A 12,965-nucleotide genomic window follows, 5' to 3' on the forward strand; every position below is an offset into this window, starting at 1 on the left:
GTGTTGGAAGGCCAAATTATTTCGCCGACGCTCCACGAATTTCTTCGGGATTTTTATTCCGCGGGCAAAGATGCCGTCCTTCCCGTTTTTATCCGGAAGGGCGAGACCATCGCCTCTGAAAAGACGGCATTATTCCAATCCGATAAAGTTGTCGGAATGCTGTCCAACAGCGACGCCGCTTATATGAAGCTGATCCGCAACCGGTTCAAAGCCGGGACCTTCGAGCTGAAGCTGGACAAGAAGAAGCTGGAGCCTTATTTAAAGGAAAATACCGAGGACCGGCGGGAGCATATTCATACGGTCGTCCGGATTGTCCATTCGAAACAAAAAATCCGTATCACGGACCGCGGCAAGCCCGCTTACGAGCTGAATATGAAGCTGAAATTTGTTCTGGAGGAAATTTCTGCGGGGATCAATTTAACCGAGCCCGAAGTGACGCGCACGATCGAGAAGCTCGTAACCGAGGAATTTACGAAGAAAATGGAAAGCGTGCTCGCTAAAATGATCGAACTAAAAACGGATCCCGTCGGTTTCGGAGAGATCTACCGCCAGTCGCTTCGCGGAAGCACGCTGACCAAAAGCGACTGGCATGAGAAAATGTCCTCCATGTCCGTCGATGTTCACCTGAACATGGAACTGCTCCGCACGGGGGTCGTGGAATAGGGCAGCAGCGCGAGGCGCAAAAAAGAGAGAACGCCACAAGCGTTCTCTCTTCTTGTTCATGCGGACGGCGGAACGGGTTCCTTTAATGGCCCGCATGAGACATGCCCGGCATGTCGGTCTTTCTGGAACCGGAGCCCGTTCCCGCTGCGCCGCCGGTGCCGGAATTTTTACCGGCATCGCCGCCGACTGTCCCGGATTGGTCACCGGCGGCCGGTATACCGGACATGCCGCCATGGCCGCCGTGTCCTCCGCCTGTTTTGGAGACGATTTCGAGCATCGAATCGATCTCGCCCTGGCCCGCAGCCGAAATCGAACGCTCGTCTCCCGTCAGCCACGCGTGGTTGAACGGGCCCTCTACGGGAGACTTGTCGTACTTCGGCTGCACGGACATCAGGTACGCCATGACGGAATCCGGCAGCTTGTCCTTCTCTGTCCAGATGAGGGGCGCGTGCTTGCCGAGATGCGAGAACGGGGCGGCAGCCAGGGCCAGATCCGGGTTCTCCTTGCTGATCAGCGAGAAGTTGTGGCCCGGCGTCGTGATTCCCCAGCCGAAGCCCGTTGCCGGGTCCTTGTACTTGGCGAACGCGATGCTGGTCTCGACGGGGTCTTTCCCGGCTATCCGCACGACTTTGCCGTATTCGCCGAGCTGCTTCTCGACCGCTGCGGAAATGACGGAGGCCGGGCCTAGCAGGTAGATGTTGGCCTTGCCGTTCCGTGTTTTCAAAGCGTCGATCGTCTCCAGGGGAACCTTATCCTTGCTCACGTAGAGCAGAGGCTCGGGCATATGGGAGATCCAGTTGACGGCCGGCATCGTGTATTCCTTGCTCTCGCTGGAGCCTACGATAACGGAGGGCGGATTCTCCTTCGCTACCTTCGCGTAATAAGCATCAATCGCTTTTGCCGCCGCGGCGGGGTTGTCCGCCGTGATCTTGTCCGTTTTCAGGCCCAATTCCTTGGCCTGTTTTTCCACGTTAGGGTCCAGATTCCCGACGAGAATGGCCTGCACGCCTTCGTTGGATTCGACTCCGGCCGGTTTCAGACGTTTCAGCTCCCGCACGGTTATATCCGGGATGCCGTCCTTGTTGACGAAAAGCACCGGCCCGTTATTCGGATGATGAATCAGATCGGCGCTCGCCAAGGCGACCTGCCACTCCTCCGGATTGACAAGCACCACGCCCCCCGGGCGATTGTCGGCGCTTGTCGCCATCCACAACGTACGCGAGGTGAGCACCGCCGCTTCGTAAGGATCGCTTGTATGGATGCGCGTCGTGTTCTTGGACGCGATCCACGGTGCCTTTGAATCAGCTCCCCCGCTGCCCGCTGCCGTCACAGGCTGAGCCGCCGCCGCTCCACCGGCTGTATTTTGGGTCGGAACGTTAAAGCAGCCCGTAAGAGCCAGCGATGCGGTCAAGAATATCGTTCCGACACCTATCCGTTTTTTCATTTGACGGATGCCTCCTTCACAAATTCAGATTGGTCCTATTGATCAGTGTACCCATCAATTATGAAGAACCTGTGTAGGCAAGGCATCCTCCGGCATTTATTTTTAAACGTTACGCATCTCCGGATTCAGGCTCCTGCAAAACCTGCGTCTTAATTGCCGAAAGCGGCGGCTGCGCTGTGGAAAGGATAATCAGGAAAACCGCTCCCCCTTCATTGGCCGCCGAAATCCGGCCTCCGTGCGCCTGCACCAGCTTGCTGACGATGGCAAGTCCGAGCCCGCTGCCTCCGGACCTGCGGTTACGCGACTTGTCACCGCGGTAAAAGCGCTCGAAAATATACGGCAGATCGTTTTCACGTATACCCGGCCCGGTATCTTTGACGGTAATGAGCACCTTGTCTCCCGCACGCCGGCCTTTGAGCGCCACCTCCCCGCCGGGCGGCGTATAGGTCAAAGCGTTGCTGAGCAAATTGACCAGAATTTGCGTGAGCCGGTCGGGGTCGGCATCGAGATACACGCTCCGGGGGGCGTCGACGGTGAATCGGATCCGCTTCTCCAGGAAGGCGGCGGACATGAACGCCTTGACCTTCTCCATCACGGTTTCAAGCGACACTATCGTCCGGTTGAGCCGGAATACCGGCGAGTCCAGTTCGTTGAGCTCTTCCAGCTCGTTAATGAGATCGGCCAGACGGACGATCTCTTCATAACACGAATGGATGCGCTCCGGTGTCGGCTCCCAGATACCGTCCTCCAGCGCCCTCATGTGGCTTTTCAGCTTCGCCAGGGGCGTGCGGAGCTCGTGGGCGATATCCTCCGTCATCGTGATGCGGATCTTCTCCAGCTTCTGCAGCTGCTCCGCCAGCTCGTTGATCGACCGCCCGAGCTCCGCCAGCTCGTCGTCTCCGCCTACGGCGGTCCGGCTGTCGAGCTGGCCTTCGGTCATTTTCTCGGCGACGGCCTTCATTTCCACGAGGGGAGCCGATACCCGCTTCGCTACGAAGAAGCCCATGCAGGCGGCCAGCACGATCGAGCCCAGGAACGTCCAGAGCACCGATTGCATGATAGCCTGTTCCAGATGCGTATTAAGCCGGGGCATATCGTGCATCGCTCCGTCGGCCTGGTTCATGTACATCGTGATATGATAATGCGTGCTGATCAGAATGGTCGCAGTCGAGATGATCAGAATTCCCGTAGCCATCGCGACGATCATCACGGCAAGCCGGACATGCAGCTTCTTCTTCACTTGAGCTCACCGGAGAAACGGTACCCCGCTCCGTAAACCGTCTGAATGTAGACGGGATTTTTCGGGTCCTTCTCGATTTTCTGGCGGACGTTCTTCACATGCTGATCGATGGTCCGTACGTCTCCGTCATAAGCGTAGCCCATAATTTTATCGACAAGCTCGTCCCGCGAAAAGCTTCTTCCGGGATAACGCGCAAGCGCTATCAGAAGTTTGTATTCGATAGGCGTCAGACTTACCGGCTCTCCTTCGCAAAACACGACCTGCCGCAAAGAATCGATCTCCAGATGCCCGTTCCGAAAAGAAATGCGGTCCGCCAGCAGCTGGCTGTCGTCCGAACGACGCAGAATGGCCCTGACGCGTGCCACAAGCTCCCGCGGATCGAACGGCTTCGTCAAATAATCGTCGGCTCCCAGCGACAGACCGTGGATCTGATTATTTTTGGACGCTTTGGCCGTAAGCATCAGCACCGGCAGCGCGTCGGTCCGCCGGATTTCCCTGCACACCTGTTCCCCGTCCATATCGGGCAGCATCAAATCCAGGACGAGCAGGTCGACGCCTCCTAGCCGGACCGTTTGCAGCGCTTCTTGGCCGCAGCCCGCTTCGGCGGTACGAAAGCCTTCTTTTTGCAGATATGATACGATGACTTCCCTGATTTTCTCTTCGTCATCCACTACCAGAATCGTTTTCAGGGCAGATTCCCCCCTTTACTCAGCGTTGCCGGATTAGGTCCGGTCGGGCCCAATTCTACTTTACCAGCACAATATGTAGAAATGATGTAGATCTACTTGTAGTATGGACAGAAAAAAGAAAAGCCGCAAGGAACGCGGCTCATCATCGTCATTTTAGTTATCGGAGCTGCTTTTCGTAGGCCTTGGCCGCTTCGTTCACTGCTTTCAGTTCGCTTCCCTGCACATAGGAAGGGAAGTTCTTGCTGTCTTTGCGGACATAGACGGTGCTGTCCGCTGCTGTCAGCAGCTCGGCGGACACCGGGAAATAATAGAACGTCGTGTCCGCATTCCGGAAAACGGCCGCTCCGCCCAAGTCCTGTTTGACTTTCAAAAGGTCATTATCCGCGCCTTTAAACGTAATCCGGCTCGCTTTTCCCTCGTTATAAGTCACGACGAAATTTTTATAGGTTTCCTGCGGATTGCCGTCCGCTTCGTCCTTGCCTGTTGCGAACGGGTTCCCGAGCAGCGCGTGAACCTCATCCATCGTCTCGCCCGTTGCCAGCCCGTTCAGGATAAACTTGCCGTTCTCCGCTTTCACCTGAAGCGTATCGTGGCGTTTGCCGTATTTGCCGTTTTTTTCGAAGAGACGGTCGATAACGACGGCGGCCTCGGCACGGGTTAAATTCTGGCCCAGCGCCAGGTCGGTATCGGTTCTTCCTTGAAGAATTCCGTTCATCCGGCTGACGTCCGCCGCCGTTTTGTCGTCAACCGGCTTGGAACGAAGCGACGGGTCGATCACGCGGCTGACGATTCGGGCGAGTTCAAGCCTCGAGATCGGCTTGTTCATGTTTTCTTTTTTCACGCTGCCGTCAATAAAGCCCTTGCTCTGCATAGCTTCCGTAAAGTACGGCTGCCACCAGCTGCCGCCTCCGGCGCCGTTTGCCGTAAAGGCTGGGTTATCGGTCATCACGACCATCTTGATGAACTGCGCCCACGTAACTTGGCTCTGCGGGTCGAATTCGTGATCGGCGATGCCGTCGATGACATTCATCTGGTACGCATTGATGATACTGTCCTGAGCCCAGGCGACTTGGTCGATATCTTTAAACAGCCAGTGAGCCTGCGTGGTCGAGTTCAGCGAAAGAAGCAGAACGCCTCCGGCTGTCAGTGCGGTTGTCCATTTTTTGATCCGTTTCATCCTTTATCCCATCCTTTCTCGTTCAATTAGCGGATTTCACATCCGGAAATGCGGCGGCGATACGGACATCAAGCCCTTTCCAGAAAGCGTCGATGCCGGGTTTGGGATCGCCGATGATGCTTTCGCCTTTTTTGCCGGGGTTATAAATAACATCCTTGTTCTCGGTGATCACCGCCAAGTAATCTTGCACGATGCCAGCCGTCTTCGAGTCCGGGTTGTTTTTGACGAGTTTCTCGTAGCTCTGCTTCACCAGCGGAATAAGCTTCATGCTCGGCTCTTCGATCGCCTCGTAGCGGTAGCCATGAATATATTCATGCAAATATTCACTGTATAGAGCTTTCATTTCTCCCGCCTTCAAACTTTTAGGGTAGGCGGTCAAAACTTTCTCCGCAGCCAGGGTCCGTTGTCCAAGCTCGTCACGCGATATTTTCAGGCTGGCATCGGAACGGAAAGGCGTCTTGTTTTCCAATGACTGGATTGCCAGGTACTCCTTCAAATCGTCCGACACATACGGCGCATAGGCTTTGTTCAGCGCTTCATAGTCGACTTTCCAGTAATAGCTGCCCTCTCTATCGGACAGCTGGAGCTTGGCCGCCGTCTGGTTTTTCAGCCACTGCTTCAACGTATCGTCGTTCACGATCTTGTTGAAATCCGCGGGATAGCCGATTTCGCCCATTTTGTCCGCCGTACCGGGCTGGCCCATCATTTCGGTAAAACTGGCGTTCAACCCGGGCAGATGTTTGTCGTAAAATTTCTGAAGCTCGATAAACAATTGGTCCGCCGTCGCTTTATCGGCTTTAGGCATGTTTTCGTCAAGGAAAGCCGTGACCTCCCTGGCTTCTTTAGCCTGGGAGATTTTCAACTGAAGCTTGGCGAGGACATTGTCGCTTGCAGCCGTCCCCGGGCTCGGTGACGCCGTCTGGGCGGAGTCCGGCCCGGCCGGCTCTTTCACTTCAACATTGTGATCTTGGGTTCCGCACCCGGCGAGCAGGGATGCGGTCAGCAGAGCGCAGACCGCCGTTTGTTTGACTAGGTTCGCTTTCAATTTCTCTTCACTCTCTCTGTGTCTGAATCTTTATTTAAATTGATAGAGGGTCGTGAATAATTGGTCCGAAATCTCACCGGACAGAAATTCACTCACCGTAAAGGAGGTCCCCGCAGGGCTCCAGTCAATGACGCTTTTTAAATTAGGCTTATACGAGACGGGGATCATCCGGCCCGAGGCCGTGTCCATCACGTAAAGTCCCGTCATTCCCTGATCCGGGCTGAATACGGAGAAGGCGAGCCGGCTTCCGTCCGGTGACCACGACAGCGGCTGCAGAAGGCGTCCCCTCGCCGCCGTCTTTTCCCTGCCGCCCCGCGCGGCATCGGCCAGTACGAGCGTGCTTTGATCGGGTCCGGTCCGGCTGACCAGAGCAATCTGCTTCCCGTCTGGGGACAAAGCGAAGTCGGATACCCCGCTTCGGGTCCATACCCGGGCGCCGCCTTCCCCCGTTTCCGTGACGGTCAGCTCCCGGTCGCCGCTCAGGACAAACAGCCTGCCGGATTTTATTGCGGCTCTAACGATACCGGACGGCACGTTCTCGTGTTCTACGGGTGTCATTCTGCCGTCGATGTCGAATTGAACCAGCCGGCTCTTCTGCTCCGCGAGAACAGCCAGATACGACTTGTCGTCCACCCACGCTCCCGCAAGCTCCCGGGTCTGGGGTTCGGTCCGGATAGTCCGGCCGGTCTCCAGATTATACAAATCCGCGGCTCCTTCATACCGGTGATAGATCCAGGCATTCTTGCCGTCCGGCGCCATCCGCACCCCTGTCGCCCCTTTTATCCCCATATCGCGGATCTTATCTCCCGCAGCATTCCGGAACTCCAGGGGAGCGCCGACCAGGGAAGCACCCGAGATGCCGATAAGTTCGCCGTGCGGGCTCCAGCCCATCGCATAGAAATGTTCCAGGTGCTGAATTCCCTCCAGGACGGTGTCCCCGGTTTTCCCTGCGGCCGGGGGTTCCACAACGGTCACCATCGGGGAAGGCGACTCGTCGCATCCCGGGGCGGCTGCGAACAGGAACATCACTCCCGCCCATACGGTAAGCCGCCTACCGATTCTACCGAGCTTCAGAATGACGTCCTCCTTTCAAGCTCTACATAGACTATAACCCTCAAAGTTTTCCGCAAGATTTCAACTTGTTTCGAACTTGTAAATGTTTCGGCAAAACTTTTCACCGGGGTCTTGCCGGAAAAGTCACGATAAACGACGTCCCGCCATGGGCGGGATGTTCGACCCGGATTTGCCCGTGCTGCTTGTCTACAAGCTGCCTGACGAGTGACAGCCCGAGGCCGCTGCCTCCCGACTTTCTGGCCCGGTCCTTGTTTACCGTATAAAAAGGTTCGAAAATCCGTTCTCTGCGGTCTTCCGGAATTCCGAGTCCCGTATCGGTGAACTCGACCTCGATTCCCCCTTGTTCCGTGATCCGGCCGCGAATTAGAACGGTTCCGTTCTCAACGTTGTATTTAATGGCATTGTCGAGCAGATTAAGAAAAATCTGAATCAGGCTTTCCCGGTCCGCCCACATTTCCGCCGGTACAAGTTCATGAGAAATGTTCACGCCGAACTTTTCCGCTTTCCCTTTCATACGGGAGGAAAGATCCTCCAGAAGTCGGTCGACCCGGATTTTCTCCGGCTGCTGCTCGAATTCATACTTTTCCAGCGCCGCCAGCTTCAGTACTTTCTCCACCAGTTCGTAGAGTCGCGCCGCTTCCTTGTCAATCACGTCCCGCGCCTCCCGGACGAGTCCGGGGTCGTCCTCGTACATATGGAGCAGATCCGTGTAAGCGCGGATGGAAGTCAGCGGTGTTTTCAGCTCATGGCTGATGTTGTTGATAAACTGCTGCTGTGTCCGCAAACTGCCCTGCAGGGCTTGGCTCATTTCGTAGATGCCGCCGCTGAGCGAGCCCAGCTCGTCTTCGCGCCGGAACGGCGGGGCGTCGATAAAATTCCCGATCCGGATGTCGTCGGCCGCTTCTTTCAGCCGCCGGATCGCCTTTGCCTGACGGTTCATATAGAGGAGACCGAGGACAAAACTGAACAGCAGGACGGCACTGCCCCCCATAAGAAAGGAATTTTGCAAATTCCGGTAAAACGCGTTCTGGGCCGCCAGCGACACCTGAAAATGAAGGACGCCGATTTGTCCGTCAGGACCTCCTGCCGGAGCCAGATAATCCTCCGTATCCCCCAGGATCTTGTAAACGATCTTGTCGTTCAGGGCATGGGAAAGCACGCCGCTTACGTCGGGAGATTCGGCCATGGGAAGCGAATCTCCCGTTTTGGCGCCCGTCCTATCGTAGAGAAGGAACCTCATGCCGCTCGTCGCTCCGATTTCTACGGCCATATTCTGGCCTTGAAGCTGCATGAACGTTTCAGGATCGAAGCGCGTCCCCGTCACATACTGCTGCCAGATCCGGTTATTCGCGATTTCGGCCTGCCGGTTCAGCGTCTTCTCCATCTCTTCTTTCTGGTAACTATGTACGCCGTTCAACACGAGCACGCTGAGCACGCCGATGGCGAACAGAAGCAGCGCGGCGATAAACAGCGCAAACTTCCATTTTAAGCTTATCCGCATGAAACCTCCCCGACGGCTTTATATCCGATTCCGTATACGGTCTGCAGCACATGCTGGTAAGGTTCGCCGAGCTTGGTTCTCAGCCTTTGTACGTGGATATCGACTGTCCGCGTTCCACCCGCGTATTCCATTCCCCATACGAGGTCCAGCAATTCTTCGCGCGAGAAAGCCCTTTTTAAATTCGACAGCAGCAGGGCAAGCAGATCGAATTCCTTGGGGGTGAGATTCAGCGTTTCCCCTTTCAGGCTAACAAGCCGCTGCTCGGGGTGCAGACTCAGCTCGCCGATCTTCAAAACGGAGAGCTCTACGTTGCTTCCGCTTTTATCCAATCGTCTGCACAAGGCTCTTACGCGGGCAATCAGCTCCCGTAAATCAAACGGCTTCGTCATATAATCGTCTGCGCCCAATTCGAGCCCGAGAATTTTATCCACAATATCGTTTTTTACGGTAAGAAGCAAAATACCGAGATTTTTGCGGCTTTCCAGCTTTCTGCACACTTCAAAACCCGTCAGCCGGGGCATCATGACGTCCATGACTAACACGTGAGGCCGGAACGATTCCGTTTTGCGCAGAGCCTCCTCTCCGTCCGCGGCCGTTTCCACAATAAACCCTTCCCGTTTGAGGCCGTATGCGATTGCGCTCGTAATCGTCTGCTCATCATCTGCTACAAGAATTTTATAGTCCATGCCGTTCCTCCGATTTCACTCCGAACTTTTCTCCATTATACACGACCAAGATGACCCGGCACGTCAAGAAGATGTAACCTTGTAACTCGCCTCTCGATGCGATTAAAAGGAGGTATAACGCGTTCCGCCGGATCAAGATCCCGTGAAATACCGGAGACTTCTTATGGCTGTACCTGCTTACCCTTGCGCAAAAAAAGAAAAACCGTGACCGCAGGCAGTCAAGGTTCTTCATGCAATCGTCTTCTTCCGCGGAAGCGGAGGAGACTATTCCCCTTCAGGGGCGTTTAGGATTCCGCAGGACCCGGGATACCCGTCGTTTTCTCTCATTTCGTCCAGATGTTCGCGCATTTCGGGATCGCCGGGAAGATCGGCCGTCAATTTAACCGCCGGCTGCCGGAATTCCACGCGGCCTTTAGGATGCTTGTCCGTCATCGTTTTGCACTCCCTTCGCTTGTAAAAGCTTTCTTTATAGTTTTCCTGCTTGGAAAAATACTATTCGGGAAAGCCCTCCGAGCGTGGAGTCTTCTTTTCACACCGCGTGAAGCTTCCGACAAGCGGCGTGGCGTCGCTTGTCGGCGGTCATCTGCATGAGCTTTCCTTGCTCCCGACGGCATCCAACGACCCGACGTCGGTCCCGGAAGCATCGGCCGACTGGACGGGTTAGGCCCGAATAACCCGCGGTTGACATCCTTGTCGTCCCGGCCTATGCTTAAATCATTGAGAATATTTATCAATGGAAAAGGAAGGTGGCAGCCATGCCTACGGATATGAAGCTCACCGAAGCTATCAGCGGCCGGAGATCCATCGGAAGAGTGAAAGACGAGCCGCTTCCGCGCGAAATCATCGAGGAGCTGCTGGAAGCCGCCAACTGGGCTCCGAGCCACCGCTGCACAGAGCCGTGGCGCTTCTTCGTCATGACGGGAGCCGGACGCGGCGTCCTGGCCGAAGCCTATGCCGATATCGCGGCCGAAGGCTCCGGCGCTTCCGGTGAAGCGCTGGAAGAGCTGCGGGCCAAGCAAGGAAGCAAGGCGTACCGCGCCCCGGTCATCATCGGCGTTGCCGTCTCTCCCTCCGAAGATCCGGCCGTGAACCGGATGGAGGAGTTCGCCGCCGCCCACTCCGCGGTGCAGAACATGCTGCTTGCGGCGCACGGGCTCGGGCTTGCCGCCGTCTGGCGGTCCGGGGATCCCATGTACCATCCCCGGATGAAAGCGGCCTTCGGCTTACAGGAGAAGGACGAGATGGTCGCCCTCGTGTACGTGGGCTACCCGCAGATTGCGCCGCAAGCCGGCAAGAGAAACCCCGTGCAGGAGAAAACCGTCTGGATCACGGAAGGCCCCGCGGCTTCGGCCGAATAACGGGCGTCTCCCGCTTCCGGCGGGAAGCTTCGCACCGTAGAACCCGAGCCTACCGGTCGGTTTCAAAAGAAGGCGCGGCACCCGGCAAGCTCGGACGTCCGATTTGGACCGGCGTGGCGTTATGCCCGGGCGTCCTGCTTTTAGCATGCTTTCTTTTCGTGCGGTAACCGGTGCCAGCATCGGCGCAAATAAATAGCCTCCGTCTCCCTCTATCTGGGGGACGGAGGCTATTTATTTGCCGTTAGCGGACCGTACGGACACCAAGCAGCACTTTACGGTGTTCTGCCTGCTTATTTGTACGAGCGGTGGATTCCCATCATGGATATCTCCCTGCTTTTGTATTTTATTGTTGAACACTATGTCACGTCGTGATATAGTCGAGACACGACATATATACCTGTGACATAGTCAAACGGGTACAAAGACAAGGGAGGTGGATATTCTGGACACTGAAAAAGTGCTGAAAAAGTATGTACCCATGACAGAAACGGCGTTTTATATTCTCCTATCTTTAGCCGAACCGCGTCACGGATATGGAATTGTTAAACACGTGGAAGAAATTTCGAATGCACGAATTCGATTAGGTTCAGGCACCGTATACGGAACTTTAACAAAAATGCAAAAAGACGGGATTATAACCGTATTTTCCGACGAAGAAAGAAAAACCGTATACGAAGTGACTGAGATTGGACATAAATTAATCACGGCTGAGATCGCTAGACTTAAAGAGCTGTACCAGAATGCACTGAAATACGGGGAGGTTTTTTTATGATTACAAAAGTATTTAGGCCGTTCTGGAGCTACGATGTGCAGAAAACCGAAGAGTGGCTCTCATCTATGGCAGAAAAGGGGCATGAATTAGTAAAAATAAATCGAGGAACACGGCATTTTTTCTTTCAGCAAGGCGAGCCGAGAAAAAGAACGTACAGGATCGGGTTCAATAAAATTCAAACCAATTCGCTGTCTAGAGTTTTATTAGATGACGGATGGGTGAAGGTTTCGCAGAGTGGAAACTGGTATGTAACGGCGAATGAACAGCCTCTGGAACAAATTAAGACCTTCCCGGTACGCGAAGGTATAGTCAAACATAATAAGACGACCCTGTACATTTTCGCGAGTGTTTTAATCTATTTAACGGTCCTTGCTATATTTAATCTTATCCTCGGTTCGGTCATATTTTTCCAAGATGTTCCTGGTCATTTTGTCGAAAGTCCTCTTTGGATTTTAACCTACTGTTTAATAGGCATTGGAATTGCCCTATGGGTACTTGCCCTTTATTCTGTTATTAAAATTAATAAGACAAACAAGAGATTGATCGGAGAAAACATACAACGAAAGGAACTGCACGGAAGGCAGCAAGTTGAAAGAAGGCTAAGCAAGGATGAAGAGAAGCGGTTAAGACGTTCAGGTCAACTAATTGTTAAGAGAAGATTTGGATGGATGTATGCTCCGGATAAGCTTGAAAAGTGGCTCGAAGCAATGGAAGAACACGGGCTTAATCTTTATCGTGTTGGTCAAACAGGAACCGTTTTTTATTTTACAATGGGAAGTCCTCGTAAAGTAAGTTATTGCGCGGATTATCAAAATAGGGCGGATGAAGGCTACTTCGACATTCACAGAGATGCCGGCTGGAAGAGTGCTTTTATTTCCACCTCATCTTTTCAAAGATGGACCTTATGGAGCCGTGAATATTCAATGGACGAGGAACAGCCACAAATCTACAGTGATAAGTCACATCAATTAAAACACGCTAGGCGCATAGCCATCACCTATTCTTGTATGTTTCTTCCTTTAGTCATTTCTTATATTTTTATCATTGGGGCTAATATTCACCTGATGTCCAATCACAATCCGGATAACATGCAGATTATAAATATGATTTTGTTTGTCCTCTTAATTCTAAATTTTGGTTCGTTCTCAATCAGAACTTGGCTGTATTACAGGCGGCTAAGTAAGCGTTATAAGTACGATTTGTGATTATAAGAGGGGTATAAGTTTTCCGCTTTTTGTTGGCGGTACCCCGGCTCCGATAGCCAAAGAAAATAAAAATAACAGCAGCCGTCCTACCGGGAATCCCGCCAAAAAAGA

Annotated in this window: 13 protein-coding genes; 4 read left to right on the forward strand and 9 right to left on the reverse strand. The window is 54.0% G+C overall.

Features of this window, described 5'->3' with window-relative positions:
• On the forward strand, window positions 1-663 hold the full coding sequence (locus tag AC58P5_RS04470; protein WP_497384834.1) for a Ger(x)C family spore germination C-terminal domain-containing protein: 663 nt from the start codon (window positions 1-3) through the stop codon (window positions 661-663).
• 82 nt (window positions 664-745) lie between these two features.
• Here the strand turns inward: AC58P5_RS04470 and AC58P5_RS04475 are convergent, their stop codons facing one another.
• From AC58P5_RS04475 to AC58P5_RS04515, 9 genes are all read right to left on the reverse strand, one after another.
• Window positions 746-2,107, reverse strand: a complete 1,362-nt coding sequence (locus AC58P5_RS04475) for a cell wall-binding repeat-containing protein (protein ID WP_497384835.1) — start codon at window positions 2,105-2,107, stop codon at window positions 746-748.
• 109 nt (window positions 2,108-2,216) lie between these two features.
• Complete coding sequence (locus AC58P5_RS04480; RefSeq protein WP_497384836.1) at window positions 2,217-3,347, reverse strand: sensor histidine kinase; 1,131 nt, start codon at window positions 3,345-3,347, stop codon at window positions 2,217-2,219.
• Window positions 3,344-4,036, reverse strand: coding sequence for a response regulator (locus tag AC58P5_RS04485; RefSeq protein ID WP_497386025.1), 693 nt, complete (start codon window positions 4,034-4,036; stop codon window positions 3,344-3,346). The genes AC58P5_RS04480 and AC58P5_RS04485 overlap by 4 nt, the downstream gene beginning before the upstream one ends.
• A gap of 157 nt (window positions 4,037-4,193) precedes the next feature.
• Complete coding sequence (locus tag AC58P5_RS04490) at window positions 4,194-5,213, reverse strand: S-layer homology domain-containing protein (protein ID WP_497384837.1); 1,020 nt, start codon at window positions 5,211-5,213, stop codon at window positions 4,194-4,196.
• A gap of 22 nt (window positions 5,214-5,235) precedes the next feature.
• Window positions 5,236-6,258: a hypothetical protein gene (locus AC58P5_RS04495; protein WP_497384838.1), complete on the reverse strand. Its 1,023-nt coding sequence runs from the start codon at window positions 6,256-6,258 to the stop codon at window positions 5,236-5,238.
• A 30-nt stretch (window positions 6,259-6,288) separates the two neighbouring features.
• Complete coding sequence (locus tag AC58P5_RS04500) at window positions 6,289-7,284, reverse strand: YncE family protein (RefSeq protein WP_497384839.1); 996 nt, start codon at window positions 7,282-7,284, stop codon at window positions 6,289-6,291.
• Between the two features lie 148 nt (window positions 7,285-7,432).
• Entirely contained in the window at window positions 7,433-8,833 is a 1,401-nt protein-coding gene (locus AC58P5_RS04505) for a sensor histidine kinase (RefSeq protein WP_497384840.1), read from the reverse strand.
• On the reverse strand, window positions 8,824-9,519 hold the full coding sequence (locus AC58P5_RS04510) for a response regulator transcription factor (RefSeq protein ID WP_497384842.1): 696 nt from the start codon (window positions 9,517-9,519) through the stop codon (window positions 8,824-8,826). The genes AC58P5_RS04505 and AC58P5_RS04510 overlap by 10 nt, the downstream gene beginning before the upstream one ends.
• 264 nt (window positions 9,520-9,783) lie before the next feature.
• Window positions 9,784-9,951: a hypothetical protein gene (locus AC58P5_RS04515; RefSeq protein WP_497384843.1), complete on the reverse strand. Its 168-nt coding sequence runs from the start codon at window positions 9,949-9,951 to the stop codon at window positions 9,784-9,786.
• 323 nt (window positions 9,952-10,274) lie between these two features.
• Between AC58P5_RS04515 and AC58P5_RS04520 the strand changes: the two genes are divergently transcribed.
• The 3 genes from AC58P5_RS04520 to AC58P5_RS04530 all read left to right on the forward strand — a co-directional run bounded on the left by AC58P5_RS04520 (window position 10,275) and on the right by AC58P5_RS04530 (window position 12,854).
• On the forward strand, window positions 10,275-10,877 hold the full coding sequence (locus AC58P5_RS04520; RefSeq protein ID WP_497384845.1) for a nitroreductase family protein: 603 nt from the start codon (window positions 10,275-10,277) through the stop codon (window positions 10,875-10,877).
• Window positions 10,878-11,319: 442 nt separating this feature from the next.
• Window positions 11,320-11,649, forward strand: a complete 330-nt coding sequence (locus AC58P5_RS04525; protein WP_497386026.1) for a PadR family transcriptional regulator — start codon at window positions 11,320-11,322, stop codon at window positions 11,647-11,649.
• Window positions 11,646-12,854, forward strand: a complete 1,209-nt coding sequence (locus AC58P5_RS04530; protein ID WP_497384846.1) for a DUF2812 domain-containing protein — start codon at window positions 11,646-11,648, stop codon at window positions 12,852-12,854. The genes AC58P5_RS04525 and AC58P5_RS04530 overlap by 4 nt, the downstream gene beginning before the upstream one ends.
• Window positions 12,855-12,965: the final 111 nt, after the last annotated feature.

The organism is Paenibacillus sp. JT31N7, from assembly GCF_059692095.1.

Bases quoted from the DNA above. Each gene is read 5' to 3' on its own strand.
- AC58P5_RS04510 (WP_497384842.1), bottom strand. From the start codon at position 9,519: ATGGACTATAAAATTCTTGTAGCAGATGATGAGCAGACGATTACGAGC.
- AC58P5_RS04490 (WP_497384837.1), bottom strand. From the start codon at position 5,213: ATGAAACGGATCAAAAAATGGACAACCGCACTGACAGCCGGAGGCGTT.
- AC58P5_RS04520 (WP_497384845.1), top strand. From the start codon at position 10,275: ATGCCTACGGATATGAAGCTCACCGAAGCTATCAGCGGCCGGAGATCC.
- AC58P5_RS04500 (WP_497384839.1), bottom strand. From the start codon at position 7,284: ATGTTCCTGTTCGCAGCCGCCCCGGGATGCGACGAGTCGCCTTCCCCG.
- AC58P5_RS04475 (WP_497384835.1), bottom strand. From the start codon at position 2,107: ATGAAAAAACGGATAGGTGTCGGAACGATATTCTTGACCGCATCGCTG.
- AC58P5_RS04505 (WP_497384840.1), bottom strand. From the start codon at position 8,833: ATGCGGATAAGCTTAAAATGGAAGTTTGCGCTGTTTATCGCCGCGCTG.
- AC58P5_RS04530 (WP_497384846.1), top strand. From the start codon at position 11,646: ATGATTACAAAAGTATTTAGGCCGTTCTGGAGCTACGATGTGCAGAAA.
- AC58P5_RS04515 (WP_497384843.1), bottom strand. From the start codon at position 9,951: ATGACGGACAAGCATCCTAAAGGCCGCGTGGAATTCCGGCAGCCGGCG.